Consider the following 23,379-nt stretch of genomic DNA (forward strand, 5'->3'; position numbering starts at 1 on the left):
CATATCACTACTTAACCGCTGACCAAGGATTATCTGCCAACAGAAATGCCTTTAATCGATCTTTTTGCGGATGTTGCTGTAGCCATTCACGTAGATCTTTAACTTTGTCATAGTCTTCCTGACCAAACTGACTCAGATACATTTCATCAAACTGCGCCTGAGTATGGGCTTCCCGAATCTGCCTCTGCCATACATCGGTAAAAATAGCATTTAATTTGTCAGCCAGACCATGGGCGTTTAACAGCTCCCATTCACCTTTATCCAACCAAATACCGTTTACTTTCGGGCTTAAATCCAAACGATGTTCAGTATCTTTAGATATGCGGAATTTAAGCATCAGTGAACCAGTAACCGGACAGAGTAACGCTGATTTGGTTTCCTCACTTTTAACAACCACATCATTCGGCAATTCAGCAGACTCTGGTAACTGCCCTTTGTATCTTAGATAGTCTTCTAATATCAGCCAGTTTCCACCACAAGCATTACAGGTATGAACTGGTATCAGATTATCCAAACGAGTCGGTTGTAACACGCCAGTTTTACATTTTGGACATTGCATTAATTATCTCTCTTTCCTTGAAAGCAACTCTTTGAAAATAATATCTGCTCAAAGTGCAACAGAATTGCAATTACAGATATTAAAGTAGTAATAAAGTGCATCAAATAATATCAAAATATAAATATTATCAGCATAAAAAATCGTAATATTGAATAAAATATCATCTGAATGATGAATAATCAAACATCAATTTCATAAAACACGCAAAAATATTGTTTATTATCAATATATTAAAATTAAATTCTAATTCAATAATTAATGTAACAGTTTTTTTGTGATCTAATCCGCATATTTAAATAATATTCAGCAGCTAGTTACACTCTGGTTAGGCCACCATAATGGACTATATTCACAATAAGCATGCCCCAAACCAGTATGTATATTTATATTTTTAAGGAAACTGCATTATGTTTAAAAGATTATCTGCCGAATTCTTCGGTACTTTTTGGTTGGTTTTTGGTGGTTGCGGCAGCGCAGTTCTGGCGGCTGCATTCCCGGGCTTAGGCATCGGTTTTGCCGGTGTTGCTCTTGCATTCGGTCTGACTGTATTAACAATGGCTTATGCTGTTGGTCACATTTCTGGCGGCCATTTTAATCCAGCGGTTACTCTTGGCCTGTTTGCCGGTGGTCGTTTCCCAGCAAAAGACGTTGTTCCCTACATTATCGCCCAGGTTATTGGTGCCATTGCTGCCGCAGCGGTATTATGGGTTATTGCCGACGGTAAAGCAGGTTTTGATGCCAGCGCCAGCGGTTTTGCCTCTAACGGATACGGTGAACATTCTCCGGGTGGATTCTCTTTACAGGCCGCTATCGTTGCTGAGTTGGTATTAACTGCCTTCTTCCTAATCATTATTCATGGTGCAACAGATAAACGCGCTCCAGCGGGTTTCGCGCCTTTGGCTATCGGTCTTGGCCTGACGCTAATTCACTTAATCAGCATTCCTGTTACCAATACCTCAGTTAACCCAGCACGTAGTACTGGTGTAGCTATTTTCCAAGGTGGTTGGGCACTTGAGCAGTTATGGATGTTCTGGCTGGTTCCATTAATCGGCGGTGTTATCGGTGGTTTAATCTATCGTTTCCTGCTGGAAAGTAAGAAAGCTGACTAATATCGATCTGTATAGCGCCTGTTGTTTATCATGGCAGGCGCTATATCCTTATTTAATTACCGCTATTTCGCATCACCTTCTTAAGCCAAATATTTATCTCTTTAGCAACCTCTGACATTTGGCTATTTCCTTCTTTATCCTGCAAAACATGATCCAATTCGGGATAAAACAGGTAATCGATATTATTTTTGCCTGCTCCCTGTAATATCTCTATCATTTGACTAACTTTTTTTGGTGGTACCGAGGTATCCTTTCCACCCTGAATAATTAAAACCGGTGATGTTACTGAACTCAGTACTACCTGCTGATCGACGCTTAACACACTACGCCACCAACCATACCCATGATTGCTCATTTCCAGTTCGAAAGGCTTAGCGGATAGAATATATTTCACCATTTCTCCGAAATTGGCCGCATCTTCCTTAACTTTTGAGGGATTATCAGTATCAACTGACATACTGTGCAAGACATCATCCTTAAACCAACGTCCACCGCCACTAAATGACACGGTAGCATCAATGTAATCCACTTTTGAAGCCAGTATATTAGCCACCACTGCCCCTTCACTTCCTCCTAATACAATAACGCTACCGTAATGATATTTATCTCTACTAACATCCATAACCTGCTTTATATCCGTAACCCGCTGTTCTAGATTATCCCTCTGCATGTATTGTTTAGGGCAATCCTCACGCTCAACGGAATCGCTATATACCAGCGTTGAATCAATCCCATATTTTTCTACCGTAAGTACATCAGCCTGAGGCCATACATACTTCAACTGATTTTTAATCAAGCGATTTTTAGACACGCTATTGCAGTCAGAACCTTGAATAATGACGAGTAATACGGGAGATTTATCGGACGTAGAATTACGTTCCAGATAGTAAGTGATAGCGGAGCCATCTTCTCTGTTTAATAATTCGGCAGAAAAAGAGCTTAACGGTAGAAGTAATGATATTGAAAACAGCAGTCTAAGAATCATTTGCCTATCCTTATGCACATCAATAGTAAAGATTAGACAATCAGTATGTAGTGGTCAACAAAAATTGGCCACAGTTTTAGAGTTTTCCCAGAACAATCGCTCTGATTCATTGGGTGTTAATCCACCATTATATTGGTGGGGTCTGAGCTGGCTGTAATAACCAATGATGTAATTCGTTATGGCCATATTTGCTTCACTAAAATTAGCGTATCCACAGTTGGGTACCCATTCTGATTTCAGACTGCGAAAAAATCGTTCCATCGGGCTGTTGTCCCAGCAATTCCCTCGCCGACTCATACTTTGTTTTATCCGATAACGCCACAGTAACCGTCTGAATTCCCTACTGGTATAGTGACTTCCCTGATCAGAATGATACATAACGCCAGCCGGCTTCCTCCGAGATTCCCAGGCCATCGTTAATGCTTTTCCTGTCAGTACTGAGTCTGGAGAAAACGACATCGCCCAGCCTATTGGCTTGCGGGAAAATAAATCCAAAACAACCGCCAGATAAGCCCAGCGTTTACCCGTCCAGATGTATGTCACGTCACCACACCAGGTCTGATTGGGCTCAGTCACTGCAAACTGTCGGTCCAGATGATTAGGGATATCTACACGCTCTTTTGTGGCTTTCCTGCAACGATACTTCGGTTGCTGGCAACTAACAATATTAAGCTCTTTCATTAGCTTACTGGCTCGCCAACGGCTCAACGGAACACCTCTTCCGCTGACCATATCGGCAATGCTTCGGGCTCCCGCAGAGCCATTGCTGGCATGATGAACTTCACGAACCAGGCTTAGTATAACGATGTGTTTTGCATCAGGTTTCTGCGGTCGGCTTATCCAGTACCGATAGCTACTGCGATGGATCCCGAACACATTGCAAATGAAAGCAACAGGAAACCGCGTCCTGAGTCTCTCAACTAACGAGAATTGTTCAGGGAGTCTGACATCAAGAGCGCGGTAGCCTTTTTTAATATATCGTTTCCATTTCAATACGTTGTAGGCGTTTTTCTAATTCCCGAATGCGAAGTTGCTCAGGTGTCATCGGAGAGGCTTTCGGGGATTTCCCTGCGCGTTCTTCTTTAAGTTGGCGAACCCATTTATCCATTGTAGATTTACCGACATTCATTGCCGTAGCCGCTGCGGTAACGGTGTAGTGTTGGTCGAGAACTAACTGAGCAGCCTCAAGTCTGAACTCTGGGCTGAAATTACGTCTGCTATTTCTGATCATTGTGTCACCTGTTTTGACTATGAGGCGATGATATCACCTCTATTCAGGTGGCCAAATTAACTATGCCACTACAGTATCGGTAAAGTATCCGTTTAGCTAGGAACACGCTGGTAGTGAGCCCGATGAGATTCGGGCCTAACCGAAAATACGCGGGTATTAAGCCTGGCGAGCTTCGGGCCTAGCCGCGCTACGGGCACTTCGTTGGCTTACGCCAAGTCGACCCCCACGCCCGTCTCTCCCTCAGATTGGCATCCAAAAGAAGTGCCTGTGGGGATTGGTGACTCTCAATACCGGGATAATATAAAAACATGGAGAACAGGCCGAGAAGTTTAACCGCCCAAAACGCAAAAACCCCCAGCTTTCGCTGAGGGTTATCACTTAATTGGAGCCTGGCAGTTCCCTACTCTCGCATGGGGAGACCCCACACTACCATCGGCGCTACGGCGTTTCACTGCTGAGTTCGGCATGGGGTCAGGTGGGACCACCGCGCTATCGCCGCCAGGCATATTCTGTTTCATGAACCGTCAGGTCCGTCTCTCAACGCACTCAACCATTCACTTCAATCCGTTCACAAGCTGAAAATCTCTCAATCAAAACACCTTCGGTGTTGTAAGGTTAAGTCTCACGGTTCATTAGTACCGGTTAGCTCAACGTATCGCTACGCTTACACACCCGGCCTATCAACGTCATGGTCTTTAACGTTCCTTTAGTGGACTCAAGGTCCAAGGGAAGACTCATCTCGAGGCAAGTTTCCCGCTTAGATGCTTTCAGCGGTTATCTTTTCCGCACGTAGCTACCGGGCAATGCCATTGGCATGACAACCCGAACACCAGTGGTGCGTTCACTCCGGTCCTCTCGTACTAGGAGCAACCCCTCTCAATCTTCCAACGCCCACGGCAGATAGGGACCGAACTGTCTCACGACGTTCTAAACCCAGCTCGCGTACCACTTTAAACGGCGAACAGCCGTACCCTTGGGACCTACTTCAGCCCCAGGATGTGATGAGCCGACATCGAGGTGCCAAACACCGCCGTCGATATGAACTCTTGGGCGGTATCAGCCTGTTATCCCCGGAGTACCTTTTATCCGTTGAGCGATGGCCCTTCCATTCAGAACCACCGGATCACTAAGACCTACTTTCGTACCTGCTCGAGCCGTCACTCTCGCAGTCAAGCTAGCTTATGCCTTTGCACTAACCTCACGATGTCCGACCGTGATTAGCTAACCTTCGTGCTCCTCCGTTACTCTTTGGGAGGAGACCGCCCCAGTCAAACTACCCACCAGACACTGTCCTCAACCCCGATTAGGGGCCAAAGTTAGAACATCAAACATTAAAGGGTGGTATTTCAAGGTTGGCTCCACGCAGACTGGCGTCCACGCTTCAAAGCCTCCCACCTATCCTACACATCAAGGCTCAATGTTCAGTGTCAAGCTATAGTAAAGGTTCACGGGGTCTTTCCGTCTTGCCGCGGGTACACAGCATCTTCACTGCGAGTTCAATTTCACTGAGTCTCGGGTGGAGACAGCCTGGCCATCATTACGCCATTCGTGCAGGTCGGAACTTACCCGACAAGGAATTTCGCTACCTTAGGACCGTTATAGTTACGGCCGCCGTTTACTGGGGCTTCGATCAAGAGCTTCGCGTTGCCGCTAACCCCATCAATTAACCTTCCAGCACCGGGCAGGCGTCACACCGTATACGTCCACTTTCGTGTTTGCACAGTGCTGTGTTTTTAATAAACAGTTGCAGCCAGCTGGTATCTTCGACTGGCTTCGGCTCCATCCGCGAGGGACTTCACCTAATGCCAGCGTGCCTTCTCCCGAAGTTACGGCACCATTTTGCCTAGTTCCTTCACCCGAGTTCTCTCAAGCGCCTGAGTATTCTCTACCTGACCACCTGTGTCGGTTTGGGGTACGATTTAATGTTACCTGGAGCTTAGAGGCTTTTCCTGGAAGCAGGGCATCAACTACTTCATCTCCGTAGAGACTCGTCATCACGCCTCAGTGTTTAATAGTCGTCCGGATTTACCTAAACAACCCACCTACACGCTTAAACCGGGACAACCGTCGCCCGGATAGCCTAGCCTTCTTCGTCCCCCCTTCGCAGTAACACCAAGTACAGGAATATTAACCTGTTTCCCATCGACTACGCCTTTCGGCCTCGCCTTAGGGGTCGACTCACCCTGCCCCGATTAACGTTGGACAGGAACCCTTGGTCTTCCGGCGAGCGGGCTTTTCACCCGCTTTATCGTTACTTATGTCAGCATTCGCACTTCTGATACCTCCAGCAGACCTCACAGTCCACCTTCGCAGGCTTACAGAACGCTCCCCTACCCAACAATATTTTCATATCGCTGCCGCAGCTTCGGTGCATGGTTTAGCCCCGTTACATCTTCCGCGCAGGCCGACTCGACCAGTGAGCTATTACGCTTTCTTTAAATGATGGCTGCTTCTAAGCCAACATCCTGGCTGTCTGTGCCTTCCCACATCGTTTCCCACTTAACCATGACTTTGGGACCTTAGCTGGCGGTCTGGGTTGTTTCCCTCTTCACGACGGACGTTAGCACCCGCCGTGTGTCTCCCGTGATAACATTCTTCGGTATTCGGAGTTTGCATCGAGTTGGTAAGTCGGGATGACCCCCTAGTCGAAACAGTGCTCTACCCCCGAAGATGAGTTCACGAGGCGCTACCTAAATAGCTTTCGGGGAGAACCAGCTATCTCCCGGTTTGATTGGCCTTTCACCCCCAGCCACAGGTCATCCGCTAATTTTTCAACATTAGTCGGTTCGGTCCTCCAGTTAGTGTTACCCAACCTTCAACCTGCCCATGGCTAGATCACCGGGTTTCGGGTCTATACCTTGCAACTATGACGCCCAGTTAAGACTCGGTTTCCCTACGGCTCCCCTATTCGGTTAACCTTGCTACAAAATATAAGTCGCTGACCCATTATACAAAAGGTACGCAGTCACACCCCTATAGAGTGCTCCCACTGCTTGTACGTACACGGTTTCAGGTTCTGTTTCACTCCCCTCGCCGGGGTTCTTTTCGCCTTTCCCTCACGGTACTGGTTCACTATCGGTCAGTCAGGAGTATTTAGCCTTGGAGGATGGTCCCCCCATCTTCAGACAGGATATCACGTGTCCCGCCCTACTCATCGAACTCACAATCTGTGCATTTTGGTGTACGGGACTATCACCCTGTATCGCGCGACTTTCCAGACGCTTCCACTAACACACAAACTGATTCAGGTTCTGGGCTGCTCCCCGTTCGCTCGCCGCTACTAGGGGAATCTCGGTTGATTTCTTTTCCTCGGGGTACTTAGATGTTTCAGTTCCCCCGGTTCGCCTCATAACACTATGTATTCATGTTATGATAATGTGTCGAAACACACTGGGTTTCCCCATTCGGGTATCGCCGGTTATAACGGTTCATATCACCTTACCGACGCTTATCGCAGATTAGCACGCCCTTCATCGCCTCTGACTGCCTAGGCATCCACCGTGTACGCTTAGTCACTTAACCTCACAACCCGAAGGTGTCTCTTACAAGACGCTTTCGTGCTGCAAATATTGAGAGACTCGCTCAGTTCAACAATAGAAGTCGTAAAACTCATTGTTGCTGAGGATTCAAATTTCAGCTTGTTCCGGATTGTTAAAGAGCAATATTTCACAGCACACTGACCGTAATCAGTACACTTTGAAATAATTTATTGGGGATAGTTGGTCTTTATGGTGGAGCTAAGCGGGATCGAACCGCTGACCTCCTGCGTGCAAGGCAGGCGCTCTCCCAGCTGAGCTATAGCCCCATAAAGAACAGCACACCTTATTTCGTTCACTTTATCGCCACTTCGCTTAACCGCCGGTGATTTCAACGCGAGTAACGCAATGTGCAACCGCACATGAGTAACGCAGCGCTTGAAAGCGACAAGGATAAGTAGAAGTGGTGGGTCTGAGTGGACTTGAACCACCGACCTCACCCTTATCAGGGGTGCGCTCTAACCACCTGAGCTACAGACCCAATAAGGTGCTTAAGATTCAAGGCTCGCTCAAATCTTTTTGCTCTCTTTTCATTTCATCAGACAATCTGTGTGGACACTGCACTTAACTGCGTATCTTTTAGGTAAGGAGGTGATCCAACCGCAGGTTCCCCTACGGTTACCTTGTTACGACTTCACCCCAGTCATGAATCACAAAGTGGTAAGCGCCCTCCCGAAGGTTAAGCTACCTACTTCTTTTGCAACCCACTCCCATGGTGTGACGGGCGGTGTGTACAAGGCCCGGGAACGTATTCACCGTGGCATTCTGATCCACGATTACTAGCGATTCCGACTTCACGGAGTCGAGTTGCAGACTCCGATCCGGACTACGACGTACTTTATGAGGTCCGCATGCTCTCGCGAGTTAGCTTCTCTTTGTATACGCCATTGTAGCACGTGTGTAGCCCTACTCGTAAGGGCCATGATGACTTGACGTCATCCCCACCTTCCTCCGGTTTATCACCGGCAGTCTCCTTTGAGTTCCCGACATTACTCGCTGGCAACAAAGGATAAGGGTTGCGCTCGTTGCGGGACTTAACCCAACATTTCACAACACGAGCTGACGACAGCCATGCAGCACCTGTCTCAGAGTTCCCGAAGGCACCAAAGCATCTCTGCTAAGTTCTCTGGATGTCAAGAGTAGGTAAGGTTCTTCGCGTTGCATCGAATTAAACCACATGCTCCACCGCTTGTGCGGGCCCCCGTCAATTCATTTGAGTTTTAACCTTGCGGCCGTACTCCCCAGGCGGTCGACTTAACGCGTTAGCTCCGGAAGCCACTCCTCAAGGGAACAACCTCCAAGTCGACATCGTTTACAGCGTGGACTACCAGGGTATCTAATCCTGTTTGCTCCCCACGCTTTCGCACCTGAGCGTCAGTCTTTGTCCAGGGGGCCGCCTTCGCCACCGGTATTCCTCCACATCTCTACGCATTTCACCGCTACACATGGAATTCTACCCCCCTCTACAAGACTCTAGCTTGCCAGTTTTAAATGCAGTTCCCAGGTTAAGCCCGGGGATTTCACATCTAACTTAACAAACCGCCTGCGTGCGCTTTACGCCCAGTAATTCCGATTAACGCTTGCACCCTCCGTATTACCGCGGCTGCTGGCACGGAGTTAGCCGGTGCTTCTTCTGCGGGTAACGTCAATGTAAGCACGTATTAAGTACCTACCCTTCCTCCCCGCTGAAAGTGCTTTACAACCCTAAGGCCTTCTTCACACACGCGGCATGGCTGCATCAGGGTTTCCCCCATTGTGCAATATTCCCCACTGCTGCCTCCCGTAGGAGTCTGGGCCGTGTCTCAGTCCCAGTGTGGCTGGTCATCCTCTCAGACCAGCTAGGGATCGTCGCCTAGGTGAGCCATTACCCCACCTACTAGCTAATCCCATCTGGGCACATCTGATGGCGAGAGGCCCGAAGGTCCCCCTCTTTGGTCTTGCGACGTTACGCGGTATTAGCCACCGTTTCCAGTAGTTATCCCCCTCCATCAGGCAGTTTCCCAGACATTACTCACCCGTCCGCCGCTCGCCGGCAAAGTAGCAAGCTACTTCCCGCTGCCGCTCGACTTGCATGTGTTAGGCCTGCCGCCAGCGTTCAATCTGAGCCATGATCAAACTCTTCAATTAAAAGCTTGATGCTCAAAGATTACTTTCGTAATAAAACGTCTGTAATAAATTACAAATGAATTACTGCTTGGTCACTCTTTAAGACTTGGTATTTTTTGTTGCTGAACACCGAAGTGTTACAGCGTGAGATACCGTCTTGTGAGTGCCCACACAGATTGTCTGATAAATTGTTAAAGAGCATGGCCAACAGTAAGCTTCGCTTGCTGTGGCACGGGCTGCGTATACTACGCTTTCCCGCTACAGAGTCAAGTGTTAAATCACAGATTTATTCATCTTAAACTCTGTCTTCGCCGGCTGTTGCCGGGTCAGTGGAGGCGCATTATAGGGATTCAGATTTATCTGGCAAGTGCTAATTGCAAAAAAATTACTGACTGCTGATTGTTTAAACAAAAACCACTCAAATTGACTGTTCCGTCAGCGATTCAAAGCCAAACTGATGTAAAATCGGTAATAACTTCTCAGCTTCAGCATCGAGCCGTGAACAATAAGCGATGTTTGGCGCTTTCTTCACTTTCTGCCAATCAACATCACCAAGCAGTGTGGCAACTCTGCGGGCCACCGCCGCGCCGGAATCAACCAACAGTGTTTCTTTTGGTAATACCGCCGCCAGTTCCTCTTTAAGCAGAGGGAAATGGGTACAACCTAAAACAATGGTATCCGGAGCTTGTGGTGTATTTAGCCATGGCGACAAAATTTGTTTTAGTTCTTCCGCCATTACCGGTTGGCCATGCAGTTTTTCTTCGGCCAACTCCACTAAGCGACTGGAGCCCATTAATTTTATTTGGCAATCCTGAGCAAATTTAGCGATTAACTCATGGGTATAAGGGCGATTAACCGTCACTTTCGTCGCTAATAGTCCAACAATACCGTTACGCGTCAGGCTAGCAGCCGGCTTCACCGCTGGTACCACGCCAACAACAGGAATATCAAAACTATCGCGCAAAGCAGGAAGGGAAACAACGCTGGCGGTATTACAGGCAATAACAATAATATCGATTTGATGCTGCTGGCATATCGCCCCAACCAGTTTGACCACCCGTTCGGCAATCACCTGTTCGCTTTTTTCTCCGTAAGGAAAACCGGCGCTGTCAAAAGCATAAATGATGGATAAATCCGGCAATAATTGCCGGATTTCCTGATAGACCGAGAGACCACCTACGCCTGAGTCAAAAACCAATGCTGTTGGCATAGAAGGTGCCCCTTGTATCGTTGATTAGAAAGTATAGCTGGCAGTGAGGGTATACTCTCGTTCCGCCGTTTCATATCTGTACGCCGTTTGGTAATCTTTATCCAGCAGATTAGCAACCTTACCGCGCACGGTGAAATTCTCCGTAATTGGGTAAGCTGCTGACACATCCACCGTACTGTAGCTAGACAACCGTCTTTGCGTATTCGCGTACTCATTGGTGTTGTTATCATAGCGTTTGCCGTAGTACTGATATGATACATCCATATCCAGACCAAACATATTCCAATCAAGCTGATATTTTGCTTTTTGTTTGGAGCGGCGTCCCAGCACCTCATTATCTTTGTCACGACGCGGATCGAGGTATTCGAGAGTAATTCGATGATCCAATGGACCCGTGGCAAACGACCCCGTCCATTCAACACCCTTGATGGTAGCAGACTCGATATTGTAGTAGCCACCTTGCCAGGTTATTGGATCAGACTCATAACCAATCAGGTTAGTAATCTTGTTTCTATACGCAGCTAAACGCCAGTTTAACGGACCGGTATCCCCTTCCAGACCAGCTTCCCATTGACGGGATTCCTCCGGCTTCAAATCATGATTTGAAGAGATATTGAAACGATCGGAGCCATAAAGTTGGCCTAATGTCGGTGCCAAAAAGCCGGTGCCATAAGACAATGTCAGGCGATATGCCGGAATGAACTCCCATGCCGCCGCCGTTTGCCAGGTTTCATGCCAGCCAAACTGTTGGTTTTTATCAGTCCGCACAGCCCCTTCAAAGGTAAAATCACTGAGGGATTTCTGTCCTGTAATATAGAAGCCGGTATTATCACGCTTATAGCTATCAGAAACATAATTATTCGATGACTCCAGTTTTTCCTGACGCCAATCTATTCCACTGCTGATAACACCACGATCCAACTTATAGGAGTTCCCCCATTGGATATTACGCTGCGTCATATCATCCAGCGTTGTTCCATCCTTATACATACCTTTAGCACTATTATAGTTATAGTCTTTATAGGTCTGATAGCTAGCGATCAGTTGGGAAGAGAAATCGCCCTGTAGAAAACGTAGGCCTGTATCATAGTTGCGGCTATAGAGCTGACGCTCATCGCCATAGCTGCCGTCATACTCGGTATTATTGCTATAACCATAGGCACGTAGGAAACCAGAAAACTGCGAAGAAAACTGCTGCTCAATGCCAGCCCACAGAGATTTACTGCGGAACCCGTCTTTATCACTATCCGGCGGATAACTTGAGCCAGGTTGTATATTAAATCCACGGGTATCTTCAAATGCGCCCGCTGCGGTTATTGTGGTTTTTTCTCCAACGGTCTGGCGAACACTACCGTCATAAAGCTGATAATGGTTTGAACCCAGGCCGGCTTCAATTTTTCCACCATCTTTTTCAGCATTAGTAATAATGTTGATCACACCGCCAATAGCTTCAGAACCGTACACCGCAGAACGTGGGCCACGAATATATTCCACCCGCTGCACCAATGAAATTGGGATTTGGTTAAAGTCGGCCACACCCATAATACCGCTGATCGGCACACGAATACCGTCCACCAGCACTAATACATGACGCGACTCAGTACCACGAATATAAAGAGAAGAAGCCTGTCCACGACCGCCATTTTGGGCAATATCGACTCCCGGTAAACGGCGTAGAACATCGGTTAAACTTTTAGACTGCCAGAGATCAATTTGATCGCGGTCAACGACATCCATCGGTGCCAGAACTGTTGATACTGGTTGTGGAAAACGGTTTGCCGTCACCACCATTTTTTCGGCATCTTCCTGTGCCCATGCGGAAAAAGCCGCCGCGGAAAGGGAGGTTATTAATACTATTTTTTTTGTAGACATTACGTTAAGCATCCAACTTAAAGTTGCAGGATGCCGCAAAAAGACAGCACGTAGTACGCGACGGCTGTGATAAATGCGACAGATTTCCGGCAGGTCTTCGGGCTTAAGGAGACTTACTTAACAACGACTTCCCGTCTTGCTAGACAGTGTCTGCATCCTATCGCCAGATAATAGCGAATGATGCGGCTGTTATTTTTCCTGTTTACCGCTGCGCGTCAGCTCTGGATTTACACCAGATTCCCTTTTAACTTTATTTAAAAGGCCGGAACCCGCACATGCTACAAGCAACCTATATAGAAGTCTAGACTGCTATTTATATTTAAATCGTTTCTCTGCACTGGACATCACGCCATCATTCCCTACAATTCCGCCCTAGCAAATACATTCTATAAGATACCTGAGAAGCCTATGACCCCAGATTCGCTGCCGACCGATCAGTACAATGCTCAACTGACGGAAAAGAAAAACCGCTTAATGTCGATGATGGCACCGTTTTCAGCACCTGAACCGGAGGTTTTTCGTTCACCGCTAAGCCATTACCGCATGCGAGCAGAATTTCGTATTTGGCATGATGGTGATGACCTTTACCACATCATGTTCGATCAGGCGACCAAGCAGCGTATTCGGGTCGAGACTTTTCCTGCCGCCAGTGAATTGATTAATCGGCTGATGCCAGAACTATTGGCCGGCGTAAAACCTTATAAAACATTACGCTATAAGCTGTTTCAGATTGATTATCTTTCGACAATGAGCGGAGAAATTGTGGTTTCTCTGCTCTATCATCGCCAGCTTGATGATGAATGGCTACAGCATGCAACGCAGTTGCGTGATGCGCTTCGGGAACGCGGATTTAACCTGCAACTGATTGGTCGAGCCTCAAAGCAAAAAATCTGTCTGGATCGCGACTATGCCGATGAGCGTTTAATGGTTGCTGGCCGAGAGATGATCTATCGCCAAACGGAAAACAGTTTTACTCAGCCGAATGCAGCGGTAAATATTCATATGTTAGAGTGGGCATTAAGCGTCACCGAAGGCTCAAAGGGTGACTTGCTTGAATTATACTGCGGTAACGGTAATTTCTCTTTGGCGCTGGCGCGCAACTTTAATCGTGTACTGGCAACAGAAATAGCCAAACCTTCCGTTGCTGCCGCCCAGTTCAATATTGCCGCCAATAAGATTGAAAACGTACAAATCATTCGAATGGCGGCAGAAGAATTTACTCAAGCGATGCAAGGTGTCAGGGAATTTAATCGACTAAAAGGCATTGATTTAACCAGCTACCAGTGCGAAACCATTTTTGTCGATCCGCCGCGTAGCGGCCTCGATCCGCAAACGGTCACCATGGTTCAGGATTACCCAAGAATTCTTTATATTTCCTGTAATCCGGAAACCCTATGTGAAAATCTGACTGTCCTCAACCAAACTCATCGGGTGAGTCGACTGGCGTTATTTGACCAATTCCCTTATACCCATCATATGGAATCGGGTGTACTTCTAGAGCGCATTAAATAAGGCTTATCACCGATAATTTAAAGTAGAAGAAATTGGGATGGGTACGATATGAGGTACGGGGACGATTCAAACTACAAATACCTTTCTTAACATTCCCTTCCTAACAATTATTGTTGATGCATGGCGGCTCTTTGCCGCCAATACTCTCGAGATTAACTGTAAACGATACATATTGTCGCAATGCTGCGTAGATGATGAATAGTTTGATTTCATACCTTTCTAAGCTGCCTGTATGGCAGTGAACTGGCCAGTGATTATGTTCAACATAAACAGCACTTTCTAAGCTGCCTGTATGGCAGTGAACTTGGTTTTGATTCAACTAATTGCGCTGAATATTTTCTAAGCTGCCTGTACGGCAGTGAACCGACCACTCTCAACAGGTGATGTCTGCGCCAATTTCTAAGCTGCCTGTACGGCAGTGAACGCCAGCTTTAAACATTGACAATATCCGCTTGCTTTCTAAGCTGCCTGTACGGCAGTGAACCTTACGGCGCTTAACCACATTAGAGGGATAGATTTCTAAGCTGCCTGTACGGCAGTGAACCACGGCCGCAGAGATTTCCAGTTCTTGATGCTTTTCTAAGCTGCCTGTACGGCAGTGAACGTGATAAAAATATCGCAAAAGGGACTCGCTTTTTTCTAAGCTGCCTGTACGGCAGTGAACATAATGCTCAGTTAATAACCGTTTCTTGGAACTTTCTAAGCTGCCTGTACGGCAGTGAACAAACGTGCGGGAAAAATACGGCTCAACGCTATTTTCTAAGCTGCCTGTACGGCAGTGAACAAGCCAAACCTATCGAGCGGGCGTTCTCGCATTTTCTAAGCTGCCTGTACGGCAGTGAACAATAGAATAAATCAATAAAAATAAGTTACAACAAGCAGTTAGGATAAAAATCGCATTTTTACCTTGTTAAAAACCGCGCATTGCAACCCATTGTATTTAAATAATATTTTTAAAGAGCAAAAATAAAGGGTAAAAACTTACCCTTTATACCTGAGTTTAAAAGTGCGGCACGGTGGCAAATGCTGGCTTACCACTCGCTTTAGCACTCAAGCCATAACAATCAAACACCCCATCCAACGATGCACTTTGCGGATGCATCTCAATAAACAGCGGGAACTTGCTGTTTTTATCTGGCGAGCGCTGCTTGGTTTGCTGGCTATGCAAGTAAATAAACGGCAAGCGACATAGATCGGTCGGTTTACTTTTTTCAAGCTCAATTAAGCATTCTGCCAGCGATTTACCCGATTTAGCTGCCCACAATGCCGATTTTTGCTGCATATCGCGCTCAATCCGCTCTGGCGATTTCACCTGTTTACGCACAAAGCTCACGTAGGTGACATCACTGGGTACGGGTTTTATCCCTTTGATATGCACATAGTCTTTCAGGCGAGCCAGCCATTGGTTAATGGCTATTTTTTCCAGTGTCGCTTGCTCTTTAGCAAACAGCCGCAACTTACTGCCGAGTGGAAATTGCGCTTGGCGATAATCAGGAAAGCCAACCGCAACGGCAGACTGATTCGTATCCACTTTGTGCTCAACGAGGGCAATGTGTACTTGTTGAAAGACATTTTGCCAAAGAAAACCCAGCGAGATATCCGCATCCGGCAGTAAGGTAATTTCTTGGTAGTAGTTCATACCGCCACCTACTTATCGCTTTCGCCAAATACCCCACCGCGCACTAGCACAGCCACCAAGTAATGTTCATCTTCTTCACGCGCTAAGGCTTCGCCACGCGCCCACTTGTCAAAGAAAGTGTAAAAATCCTGCTTGTCTTTCGGGGTACGGAACGCTTTACCTAAATTGGTGACCGCGCCATAAGGCTCAATAGCAATCGCTCCTGCACTTTGTTCTTCTGAAACGTATTCCGGGTACCAAGTATCAATCGAACGCAGCGCGTTACCGATTTTTTGTGAGTGCATCGCTGCATGTTCATTGACCGCATAGAGAATTTTACTTTTCTTGGTTTTACTATTGCCTTTATCCAGCACTAACTCTTCACTTGGATAGACTTCTTGCGCTTTACCGACGTTGGCATAGCAATCAATTTGTAGCATCAGGTGACCGGATTCACTGGCCAGCGCCTGAGCAATGCGATCCGCCAAGCTATTGATCTGTGCATCGTTATGCTCAAAGTGACGAGTGCTGAACTGTTTGGCATCAAACGTCCAAGTTTGCTCTGCCCCTTTGTTGAGCGCTTTGACTTGCACTTCAATTTCCTCAGCACCAACTCGGTTACGCCATAAGAAACGTGCATTCGCAAGGTTGGTGGCGTAACGTTTTGCCAGCTCCAGGCAGCCATGTTTGGCAATGTACTGCCCAACGGCGGCACTATAGCTCTGTTTAAACAGCGCATTATTGCAAGCCGAAGGCTGAGCTAAACCACCTAATACTTTTAGGGTGAAATGCAGTTTAAGAGTGTCTTGGTCTTGCCCTAACGCACAAGCATCAACACGTTGTAAATTTGGACTTTCAACTTTTGCATCGAGTTTTGCTGGGTCTTTTGTGAACTCCCCAACATCTTTCTTATTAAAACGATTGGAAATAGTGCCGCGTACCGATTTTTCTTGCAGTGCTAACGGCGTTGTTTGTTCTTTAGTCTCCCAGTTGGTACCAAATAGATAGCCATCCGATGGAACTAATTTTTTTTCAAATGCTAATACAGATGCGGTGTCGTTATTTTTAGCCATGAGGTTGTTCCTTATTGATGTTCGTTGATAGCGTTAACTTGCTGACAAAGGTAAAGATCGTTTTCTAAATCGTTGTGGTAGTGCCAAAGCATGTCGTCGAGATGCTGAATTTTGTGCGCCATGACAAATTCACCGAGTGTAACTACGCTTTCGGCAAAGCGGTGCGGCACAGAAGGATCGCGCTGATTTTTCGCCTCACCTAATGGCGAAATGCCCTGAAAACCAGTTGCGATCGGTACAATCCAGCCACTGGCTTTACGCTGGCTGCGCCAGATAACGCTTCCATCTTCAAGCTGCTCACAACGGTGGTTAACGGTGAGATAACTGAGAAGCGCATCTAATGCATCAGAACCTTGCGCCATCGCCTCAGTCATTAAATCGCGTCGTTCGATCAGCACATAACCGGGCATTAACTTGCGCAGCAATGCTCTGGTTTCTTGTGGGTTATCAATATCGACGGATTGATTAAGTGGTCGATGCATGCTCAGTACATCGCCCCCCGCTACTTTCATGGTGGCGATCACCGCTTGCAACTGCTCGGCAAAGTCCGCGTGCTGTACTTGATCCTCATTACCACCCCACTCAATCACTAATGAGACGTCTAAGTGACAGCGTGCTTCTTCTATAAATGCCGAGCGTGAGCCATCTTTGTCGAGTGGGTTCCCAGTACCAATAATCGAATGGACAAAATCCCCCTCACCTTTGTGAGTTTGTACATCACACCGATGGCTGACGACCGCTGCGCTGTGCAGCATTAACTCTGGCAAGCCTGCTTTGTTCAATTTGCGTTCTAAAGCATGGACAAAGCCTAACCATGCAGTCATGGCCGGAAAGCCAATGGTAAAAGAGCTCGACAGGGCATTGGCGTTGTGAATATTAATATGCGGCAAAATCAGCACATTCATCGTAAGTTCTCCTTATTGCTGGAAACAACTTTCTCGATTGCCAGTAGTTCTTGGTCGGCCAGCAAGACAGGATTGGCAATAACTTTGCTGCGGCTGTAATGGAGGATTAAGCTGCGTGCAATTTGCCGAGTGATTTTATCGAGCCACTCATCCTCTTGCTCTCGCTGCTGCTCAAACTCAGGGTAAAGCCAGATTTTTTGCTCTTGCAGTAATTCGTCTGGCAGTTCACCCTGATACTCGGCTAGAAACAGACGTACTTGCCACATTTTTTCAATCACCAGATCAACGTATTGCTGAATACGGTAGTCGCGCCCCTCACGAATATGGATATTGTTGTAATCGGTAATAAACAGACGATGTAGTGATTCCAACACCTCTTTGGATTGCCAAGCAGTAAAACTCTCTTTGAAAAAATCAGTTTTCGGTAGCCGGATATCTCTGGGTTTTAGATCTGGCGGAATGGAAGCGAGTAAATGCGCTTTCCCCGCATTTTGGTTGTTAAGTACGCTGATGTTTTGAGGCTTTGTACCACCGAACCCAATGGTGGTTAGACCGAATATTTCTTGGTAACCCGTCGGATGAAAGTGATTAGATTTTTTGCACTCTCTTACCTTTTTCACTTCTTCGCCAAATCGAAGTGCATCAAGCCGCTTACGCAGTTCAAAAAGATGGCCTGAATGCGTCAATAACGACAGTAAATGATATTCACCATCGGCTATCGGAAAATAAACCTGCTTAATCTTCGAGCTTGAAACAGAGTCTTGATCGGTATTGATCATTTTTAAAAAACCGTCGCGTAGAGTCTGGTAATCACAGGTTGGCACATTCAGTAACTGGCGCGCTAACTCACTCTCTTGCTCAATATGCACGAGTAAAGAACGTTGATCGCTCATCGCCAAACTCAGGAACTTGTACACATCTAAAGCCGCAGCGTTTCCGAGTGCATCTGGTTCCACGCTCACATTGCCGGAGCGAAGAAAGCCATCGGTTCGCGGTTTATTCTTGGCAATAATCGAGGAAACATAACCATTTTTATTTTTCCGAGCACTTGGATGGCTGAATGTACAGGGATGTGAGGCAACTGAGATTTGCCCGGCCCTTCTTGCTGCATCGGGGAGCCAATTGACTAACAAAAAGTTTTGCTCACATTCCTGTTGTTTTTCGTACACTTCTGATGCTTGCATTGCTGCACTAATGTTCTTCTTAAGCCAAGCCTCTTTGCGCTCAGCAAAAAAGGTGGCTATTGCTGGATCTAACACGCTAATCTCCTCCATTATTTCACCTTAACCAACCCTAGCTGGTCGTTGTAGCTATATTGCTGATTGCCTTCACGGTAGATAAAACTGATTTCTCCGTATCGCACTGACGTAGCAAACTCCTGCTCGGCACTTGAACTGTATTGTCCAATCAGCTCGCAGTAATCACGTTGTAACCAGAGTTTCTGCTGTTGCTCAGGCGCAAGCGGCTGATGCTGAATATTCAAAACTCGCTCAATCGGGCATAAACCGCCCTGCTCTTCTCGCAAACAAAACTCAATGCTGCGCGTTTTTTTGACTAAGTAGATCTGCACGGTTGGCTCACTTTTTCGAAAACGTTTGAAGTATTGCGGCAATGCAGTAAGCCACCAGTAGCCATGAAGATGACCGTGTAAATGCTCACTCCAATAAGGATGAGGCTGTCTGTCACGGCGGTTGCGGCTGTATCTCTCCTGACGGCTGGCAGTGGTTACCTCTGGTTTGCCAATCTGATCGGTACCGAGTGTTTTTGCAGTAGCAAAATGCTCTAAATCCGCCAATTTTTTTTGTGGCTCTAAAGTCGTTCGCTTTTGAATGCGGGCAATGGCATTGACCGATTGCAGTAGCGTTTTTTCATCGACCAACTGTGTTAAATCATGAGTGACTAGCTGGGTCGTTCGGTCCGTTTCATAGCCTGGGTGGTTAAATACACGCTCTTCCCCCCCTTTAAAGCCTTTGACGTTGTACTGCAATAACCCAATGTTGGGCGCAATAATTTCCCCGTCACGATGCCTGCGCACACGACCTGCCATTTGGATAATAGAACGGTAAGAAGATGGCTCAATCACAGCCCAATCAAAGTCATGATCACGCCCCACCTCTTCCACAGGCGTAGCCACCAGAATAAAAATCAGATTTTTCGCACCACAAGTATCCAAATGGCCGCGAATCGTAGGATGGGCAAAGGCAGCCGGTAATTCCCCCGCTTTTTCTTTGCGCTTGAGAACCTCGTCAAGATGCTTTTCTTGCTCATGGCGCAGCAGCAACACTTGCTGACTGTGATAAGCCATACAACGAACTTCCGTATCTTCTGGCCAGTCAGAACTGAGTAAATGCTTGGTTAATTCCACGCAGGGCTGAATGTTGGCCACCCGCACCACACCAAAAGAAACCTGCGTTTGGCTTTCGGGATCTAAGGTGAAATAGTGCTGGTGCTTATCCAAAACTGCTTGTTTTACCGTTTCAAAATACTGCTTCTCAAGTGGTAAACCTGGCTGTTTGAGGCAGGGAATAATCTCGGCTTTGCGTTTAGCGGTTTGCTGCTTAAGCTTCTCGACTCGCTTAATAATAAAGCCTTGTTGAAAGGCTTGGTAGGCGTCTAAGTTTTCATCGCTGCTGCCCACCAACTCGGTATGCGCAGTAAATTCATCGACATAAACACAATTAATGCTGGTGGTTCGGTCACGGCTAGCCGCAAAAACCGCCCAGCCTTGGCGATAAGCATTATACAAACCGAGCGCCAAATCCGGCGGAATGGTTGCAGAGGAAATCATCACTTTTCGCCCTAACATGCCGGCTAAGTGGACTAAGCGACCAATCGCAATCAGATCGTCTTCCGTAAAGTCATCGATTTCATCAATCACCAAGTCCGACGACATTAAGCGTAAACAAGGCAAAATATAACGCCCACCCCGTTTGGTTTCGGTGGCCGCCATAATATGATCAATGGTACAAGCCAATACCGGTGCATACAGCAGCTTGCGATCTTTTTCCTTGGTTAAAACTGTGGTGAGCTCTTCTTTGGGTAATTCACCTTGCCAGTGGAGTTCATCTGTCTCTTCTTGCAAACTTTCCATCGACTCGGAGCCAAGCTCCGCTTGATTCAGTTCAATTTCCTCTTTATCAACTTGCTTGCCCGACTGGTGCAACTCATAAATCGCTTTAGAGCCAATTAACACCGCAATATCGCTGTCTTGCAATTTAAGCCGCTGCTTATATTCATCGCCGGTTTGCAAGGTAAGAGTACGTAGACCAAGCGCGAGAATAAAACGCAGACTTTCACCATCCTCCGAGAGCGCTTGCATGATTTTGGCGTTAGCCATGGTTTTTCCGCAGCCGGTGCTCGCCATGTTCACCACAAAATAGCCTTGGCTTTTATCTTCGGTATGCTCGCGCCACTCGATAATTTTGCGCACCGCTTTGTCTTGCCAACGGAACGCTTTGGGTGTGCAGGCCTTCGGTGCTAGCTCGGTGAGTTCGGTCGCTTTAAGTGGCTCAGATTCAAAAAACGGCAGCAATTTCACTGTATTCACGGTCACTTTGGCGACATTGACTAAATGCTCATCCAGCTTTTGTTTGAGTGCTTTGGTACTGGGATCGGTGTTAGCGTATAACTCGCTGGAACTGTGCCACTGTGGATCATTGGCTTGTGAAGAGTAATAGTGATCGCCAAGCATCAAGCACAGCCGAGCATGGTGCAAAATCACGCGCCAGCTGCCATCATTCATCGCCTGCTCTAACAAAGGTAGATGATGCAATAAATCTTTCGCACGATGCTTAAGTTCAGCAAGCCAAGTTTGGGCGTTAGAAAGTAGTCCCAACGGAAATTCAAAGCATTTGGGAAGCAGCGAGTTGTACTCGTCGAAGCGGTTTTCATAACCCCAAGATGGAGTTATTTTAGCCAGTAAATCGGCAAGCGAGGCATTACTATTCTCTCGTTGAGCCTTACAGAGTTCTTGCTCTTTAGGCAAAGGCAGCCTGTGATGAGAAACAATCAGCCAAGCTATCAGCGCTGCTGCGGAAGGTAACTCGGCAAGCGCTTTCTCTCTTAATAAAGAGTTGGAGTTAAAGCTCGGCTCATCAATGCCTTGATTAATCAGCGAGTTCAACCAAGCTCGATCGTGATTTTCGTTAGTGTGGTTCGTAACAAACTGATGAAACAGCAGACAAGATACCCATTCATGGCGCAATGGATCACCTTTATACTTGGTTTTAATTTCTGGGTTTAATTTTGCCTGAAACAGTAAAGAAGATTTACCCCAATCGTGTAGCAAAGCAGCCATGGCGGCGAGGGCTTTAATCAGTGGCAAATATTTCCAGTCACTTTCATATTCGCTGTTGAGCAAATCTTTCTCGGTGCTATTCACCGGTACCACACCCTCCGCATTAAATTTCTTTTTGTTACCCACCACCCATAAAAACTGGCTGCGGGAGCGAGAGCGGATCCAGTGGCAACTAACGGCGGTGCTGCGGCTGGCGGTTTGACGCAGCATTTTTTTCACCGTTAACAATCCTTCTTCGGTGATCAGGGTTTGCCAAGTGTTATCGCCAATCCGATTGGCGAAAGCATCCAACACCCGACGGGTTTTCTTCAATGCGTTTTTCTCACATTGAGATATGAAAGTGACCATCATAACGGTCGATCCTCGCTCTCTTCTTCGCTTTGGCCTTGTAGCGCGACGCGTTTCACTGTGTCAAACATAAAGTCAAGTGCTTTATGTTCAATAAAGGCTTGCAGGATTTGCTGGCGGAACTCTTGTTCGCTGGCATTTTCTTTAGCACAAACAAAGGCCCACGGCAGCACGATAGCGTCTTTGATTAAGTCGGCCACATCAAACACCAAAGCACCGCGCCGGGTTTTACCGTGCATCACCGCCAAACCGTGCGGAATGCCCAATACCCATAAACAACTGGCGGCAAGGCCATAAGCTAAGTAGTTACCGTGGTTTAAAAAGCCGTTGGCTTTGTCAGTGCATTTTTTGTCGGGTTGATGCTGGCGAGAAAAGCCCTCTTTGCCTGTGTTGTTGGCCGCGTATTTGTATAAGGCTTTGGTCAGTTGTGCTTCTGTGAGTAGTAAATCGGATTGTTTGCTGGCTGCATCGGTGCGTTGGTGAAAGGTATCAAGTGATTGTTTGATGACCTCATCCTGAACATTGAACTTTTCCAGGGCGAGCTCACGGTCCGAGCTCCACACTTGTTGTAAGTACTCTATCCGCGCGTTTTGAAATTGTTTCGCGGCGGCTAAGCGTTTTTCATCATCAAACCAAAAAGAGAGCCAGCCTTGCAGGTATTCGGTCGGGCGATATTCGCTTTGCGGCGTGAACCATTCTACTTCGGTCGCCATGTGCAGTGGTGTTCCACCACCGCCACAAAAACCCACCAGCACACCCGCCTGTGAGAGCATGCGCATCGCCGCTTGAGTGATTGAGGTGCCATTACCCATCATAAGAACCGTGGTGTTAGCAATCGGGATATTGAAGTAGAGGTTTTCTTTGTCTGCTTCGGTTAAATACAGTACGCGGCCATCTTTTTGCATCACACGGCAATACTCGAGATAGTACATATTGGCGCGCTTTGAATGCAGGATCACTTTGAGATCTGAGGGGGATAAATCGTCCATTGCTTACTCCATTCCTGGCGGTGCGGTTA

At 47.0% G+C, this 23,379-nt stretch carries 13 protein-coding genes, 2 tRNA genes, 3 rRNA genes, 1 CRISPR repeat array and 1 riboswitch; of the genes, 2 read left to right on the forward strand and 16 right to left on the reverse strand.

Going from position 1 to position 23,379, the window contains the following annotated elements; all coding sequences use genetic code 11:
• Nucleotides 1–7: 7 nt before the first annotated feature.
• Nucleotides 8–559, reverse strand: coding sequence for a zf-TFIIB domain-containing protein (locus EL341_RS15845; RefSeq protein ID WP_074824404.1), 552 nt, complete (start codon nt 557–559; stop codon nt 8–10).
• 407 nt (nt 560–966) lie between these two features.
• Here EL341_RS15845 and aqpZ point away from each other — a divergent pair, with 407 nt between their 5' ends.
• Nucleotides 967–1,668, forward strand: coding sequence for an aquaporin Z (gene aqpZ, locus EL341_RS15850; RefSeq protein WP_047782201.1), 702 nt, complete (start codon nt 967–969; stop codon nt 1,666–1,668).
• 52 nt (nt 1,669–1,720) lie between these two features.
• Here the strand turns inward: aqpZ and EL341_RS15855 are convergent, their stop codons facing one another.
• From EL341_RS15855 to btuB, 9 genes are all read right to left on the reverse strand, one after another.
• Entirely contained in the window at nt 1,721–2,653 is a 933-nt protein-coding gene (locus EL341_RS15855) for an alpha/beta hydrolase family protein (protein ID WP_074824407.1), read from the reverse strand.
• Nucleotides 2,654–2,707: 54 nt separating this feature from the next.
• Nucleotides 2,708–3,884 (reverse strand): IS3 family transposase gene (locus EL341_RS15860; protein WP_126468149.1). Its coding sequence is split into 2 segments (ribosomal slippage): nt 2,708–3,632 and nt 3,631–3,884, totalling 1,179 coding nucleotides; the frame shifts between segments, so codons are not numbered across the junction.
• Nucleotides 3,885–4,271: 387 nt separating this feature from the next.
• A 5S ribosomal RNA gene (gene rrf / locus EL341_RS15865) occupies nt 4,272–4,387 on the reverse strand.
• Between the two features lie 108 nt (nt 4,388–4,495).
• Nucleotides 4,496–7,406 (reverse strand): 23S ribosomal RNA (locus EL341_RS15870).
• A gap of 207 nt (nt 7,407–7,613) precedes the next feature.
• Nucleotides 7,614–7,689: transfer RNA gene (locus EL341_RS15875), tRNA-Ala, on the reverse strand.
• Between the two features lie 135 nt (nt 7,690–7,824).
• Nucleotides 7,825–7,901 (reverse strand) — tRNA-Ile (locus EL341_RS15880).
• Between the two features lie 103 nt (nt 7,902–8,004).
• A 16S ribosomal RNA gene (locus EL341_RS15885) occupies nt 8,005–9,547 on the reverse strand.
• The 16S, 23S and 5S rRNA genes sit together here with 2 tRNA genes alongside, the layout of an rRNA operon.
• A gap of 397 nt (nt 9,548–9,944) precedes the next feature.
• The gene (murI, locus tag EL341_RS15890; protein WP_126468150.1) at nt 9,945–10,736 is read right to left on the reverse strand and encodes a glutamate racemase; all 792 of its coding nucleotides are present in this window, start codon (nt 10,734–10,736) and stop codon (nt 9,945–9,947) included.
• Between the two features lie 24 nt (nt 10,737–10,760).
• Entirely contained in the window at nt 10,761–12,608 is a 1,848-nt protein-coding gene (btuB, locus tag EL341_RS15895; protein WP_074824702.1) for a TonB-dependent vitamin B12 receptor BtuB, read from the reverse strand.
• 71 nt (nt 12,609–12,679) lie between these two features.
• A riboswitch (cobalamin riboswitch) is annotated at nt 12,680–12,890 on the reverse strand.
• A 126-nt stretch (nt 12,891–13,016) separates the two neighbouring features.
• Between btuB and trmA the strand changes: the two genes are divergently transcribed.
• Nucleotides 13,017–14,120: a tRNA (uridine(54)-C5)-methyltransferase TrmA gene (gene trmA / locus EL341_RS15900; RefSeq protein WP_126468151.1), complete on the forward strand. Its 1,104-nt coding sequence runs from the start codon at nt 13,017–13,019 to the stop codon at nt 14,118–14,120.
• A gap of 216 nt (nt 14,121–14,336) precedes the next feature.
• Nucleotides 14,337–14,964: direct repeats of the CRISPR family, unit length 28 nt; unit sequence TTTCTAAGCTGCCTGTACGGCAGTGAAC.
• 156 nt (nt 14,965–15,120) lie between these two features.
• Here the strand turns inward: trmA and cas6f are convergent.
• The 6 genes from cas6f to cas1f are packed head-to-tail and all read right to left on the reverse strand — an operon-like array spanning nt 15,121 to nt 23,350.
• A complete protein-coding gene (cas6f, locus tag EL341_RS15905; protein ID WP_074824693.1) occupies nt 15,121–15,759 on the reverse strand; it encodes a type I-F CRISPR-associated endoribonuclease Cas6/Csy4 in 639 nt (212 codons plus the stop codon).
• A gap of 8 nt (nt 15,760–15,767) precedes the next feature.
• Entirely contained in the window at nt 15,768–16,811 is a 1,044-nt protein-coding gene (gene csy3 / locus EL341_RS15910; RefSeq protein ID WP_126468152.1) for a type I-F CRISPR-associated protein Csy3, read from the reverse strand.
• Nucleotides 16,812–16,822: 11 nt separating this feature from the next.
• The gene (gene csy2, locus EL341_RS15915; RefSeq protein WP_126468153.1) at nt 16,823–17,716 is read right to left on the reverse strand and encodes a type I-F CRISPR-associated protein Csy2; all 894 of its coding nucleotides are present in this window, start codon (nt 17,714–17,716) and stop codon (nt 16,823–16,825) included.
• Nucleotides 17,713–18,990: a type I-F CRISPR-associated protein Csy1 gene (locus EL341_RS15920; protein WP_126468154.1), complete on the reverse strand. Its 1,278-nt coding sequence runs from the start codon at nt 18,988–18,990 to the stop codon at nt 17,713–17,715. The genes csy2 and EL341_RS15920 overlap by 4 nt, the downstream gene beginning before the upstream one ends.
• The gene (gene cas3f / locus EL341_RS15925) at nt 18,990–22,364 is read right to left on the reverse strand and encodes a type I-F CRISPR-associated helicase Cas3f (protein WP_074824687.1); all 3,375 of its coding nucleotides are present in this window, start codon (nt 22,362–22,364) and stop codon (nt 18,990–18,992) included. Before cas3f ends, EL341_RS15920 begins: the two co-directional genes overlap by 1 nt.
• On the reverse strand, nt 22,361–23,350 hold the full coding sequence (gene cas1f / locus EL341_RS15930) for a type I-F CRISPR-associated endonuclease Cas1f (protein WP_074824680.1): 990 nt from the start codon (nt 23,348–23,350) through the stop codon (nt 22,361–22,363). Before cas1f ends, cas3f begins: the two co-directional genes overlap by 4 nt.
• Nucleotides 23,351–23,379 lie beyond the last annotated feature (29 nt).

Origin of the sequence: Pragia fontium (assembly GCF_900638655.1) — a bacterium.
Taxonomy (GTDB): Bacteria; Pseudomonadota; Gammaproteobacteria; order Enterobacterales; family Enterobacteriaceae; genus Pragia; species Pragia fontium.